The 2,690-nt window shown below is 37.5% G+C and carries 2 protein-coding genes; one reads left to right on the top strand and one right to left on the bottom strand.

Features of this window, described 5'->3' with window-relative positions:
* Positions 1-490: 490 nt before the first annotated feature.
* Positions 491-1,537 carry an IS4 family transposase gene (locus AB1414_18810; protein MEW6609464.1) on the top strand — a complete coding sequence of 349 codons (1,047 nt, stop codon included), beginning with the start codon at positions 491-493 and terminating at the stop codon, positions 1,535-1,537.
* A gap of 71 nt (positions 1,538-1,608) precedes the next feature.
* Here AB1414_18810 and AB1414_18815 read toward each other — a convergent pair.
* The coding region (locus tag AB1414_18815; GenBank protein ID MEW6609465.1) for a hypothetical protein at positions 1,609-2,690 on the bottom strand (1,082 nt) is incomplete at its 5' end.

Here is a 2,690-nt window from a genome sequence, read left to right on the forward strand (position 1 = left end):
ACCGTAAAAGCTGATTAAATCAGAAGAGTGAACACATTTTTAAGGCTGGAGGCTCTAAATGCTTTATAACTGCTGGTAAAATCATAAACTACAGTTGATTGTGGAATTTAGATGCGTTTGCCCTGGGCAGGTAATAAAAGTTTATTGACTTTTTCGTAATTTTATGTAATAATTTAGATGTAGAGATGAGAGGGATATGATTATGAAGCCTCTCGGATAAGTAGGGATTGGGGCAATACTGTTCGGAATAACTTTTGCTTAAACTATTTTTAATTAAAACGCTGTAAGTCGTTGATATTAAAGGAGAAAAAAATTCTAGACATTTTTTCCTTTTTATGTTATACTTGAACTATGGTTAATAGTTCAGTAAAGAAAAGCAAGGGTCGCAAGAAGAAAAAGCCCATTAAAGAAAAAGACCTGCAACGATTTAAGCTTATTCATAAGTTTATTCCTATGCTGGAGCGATTTCATCTGGTTCGTAAGCATCACAATAGAAACCTTCACTCCTGACCAATATATCTGTCTCATTTTATTCTATTTTTTCAATCCTATTCTGAGTAGCTTGCGTGGAATTCAACAGATTTCTCACCTTGAGAAGGTTAAGAAAATGCTTGGTGTTAAAGGGACAAGCCTTGGCTTCCTTTCTGCGGCAAGTACTGTTTTTGATGCTAACCTGATTGCTCCTTTAATCAAAGAACTGGCTAAGAAGGCTATCCCTGTAGAAAAAGACCCTAAACTTAAAAACCTTCAACAAACTCTTGTATCTACGGATGGGACGCTCCTTCATGCCTTGCTAAAGATGCTTTGGGCATTATGGATTAATGACCAAAACAGAGCGGCTAAACTTCACCTTGAGTTTGATATCTTAAAAAGTATCCCTGTCAATGCTAAAATTACTGATGGTAATGGCAATGAAAAAACTGTATTGAGAGAGTTTCTCTCTCCCAATAAACTTTATGTATTAGATGCCGGTTACCGTGAGTTTAAACTCTTTCAGGAAATCATAGATGCCAATAGTTCCTTTATCGCCCGATTGCAAGATAATGTTATCTGGGATACCATCGAACATAAATCCCTAACGGATGATGATAAAAAAGCAGGTGTGCAAAGGGATATGATTGTCCGATTAGGGTCCAAAGAGAAACAGAAGGATCTTATCCGACCAGTGCGTGTTATTGAAATTTTCCCAAGACCCAGTGATTCTGATTACACCTTTCTTTTAGTGACTGAGCGTATGGATCTATCCGCTGAGATTATAGCCCTTATCTATCGTTATAGATGGCAAATAGAGCTTTTCTTCCGTTGGTTCAAATGCATTCTTGGTTGCACTCATTTGATTTCCCTTTCAGAGAATGGAGTCGCTATTCAGGTATACTGTGCCCTTATAGCCAGTATGTTAATTACCCTCTGGACTGGTTGTAAACCCAATAAACGCACCTTTGAGATGCTATGTTTCTACTTTATGGGCTGGGCTAATGAAGAAGAATTAGCTCACCATATCCAAAAACTAAAACAATCTGAAAAAGTTCCCCCTTAAAAATTGATTTATTTCCTACCACAAAACTGATACATTTCTGGGAAGAAAAATTTCGACCTGTATGGTTAGGATTAAGCTGCCAGTTTGAACTCTATATCACCTTGTTCAAACCATCTTTTAGCCTCATTGTTTCTTTTCATCGCAGTTATTGAAGCAAGACCTATTGAACCAGACTTAGACCAACTCATCCCATTATGTTTCTGCCTCTCTGACACAATAAGGTCATTCATCTTCTCTCCTATATTACTCGAATTACGAAGACCTAACTTTTTCCTAACCGCATAACATGGAATATCTCTCTTATTTCTCTCAATGTAACCAACTAACTCTTCTATTGCCCCTTTCTTCTTGACCAAATCTTCATCTAAACCATTTAGCATCTTTATGGCTTTATCTGTCAATCCATGCCATAACACGGGTATAAGATTACTTAAAACTTCATTGCGAATCTTATACCCCTTCATTCCTAAACTTAGCTTCTCTTTGCATTTCTTCTCTAAGTGATGCCAATCTAATATTATCCCTATGTTTCTATGCCACGAAAAGGCTTTTAGTATCGCTATCTTAAGCGTCTTTTGCCCATCTATAAAAAACTGAAGGTGAGCCCTTAATAAATCATTATGGAGTAGAAATGCTACCAATATCCTCAATACACTCACTACCCCATAACCATTTAAAACATATGAACTCTTCCCTTTCTGAACATGAACTATTGTGTTGTGAACATACTTCCTATCTTTACCTTCATCTTCTGCCCCACTTTTGCCTCGAGTCTCTTTTTGCCCTTTCACTCCTACATCATCTATAGTGATATTGACACTTCGTTCAGGATCTTCATAACCTACAGGATTACTCCCCAAATTACTATCTACTCCATATTCCCTCTCACATTCCTTTATCGCCTCTTGAACCTTCTCTTCACTAAATCTTTTATCCCCTTCCCCTCTATACTCTTTCCCCTTATCCTCAAAACCCTCCCCCTCTCTCCACTTGTTCTCTGCCAATATCTTCCTGCTCTTAAACTCTATGAAATCTATAATCTTTTCCCCTTCTGATTCTGTATTGTTTTGTAATGTTTGTGCCGGCGTAGCTCCTTCTTGATGCCGTATCCGATTTATCAGATTAGCTGTCTTCCTATACGAATCCTCTGTGC

It is taken from the genome of bacterium (assembly GCA_040755795.1).
Lineage (GTDB): Bacteria > UBA9089 > CG2-30-40-21 > CG2-30-40-21 > SBAY01 > JBFLXS01.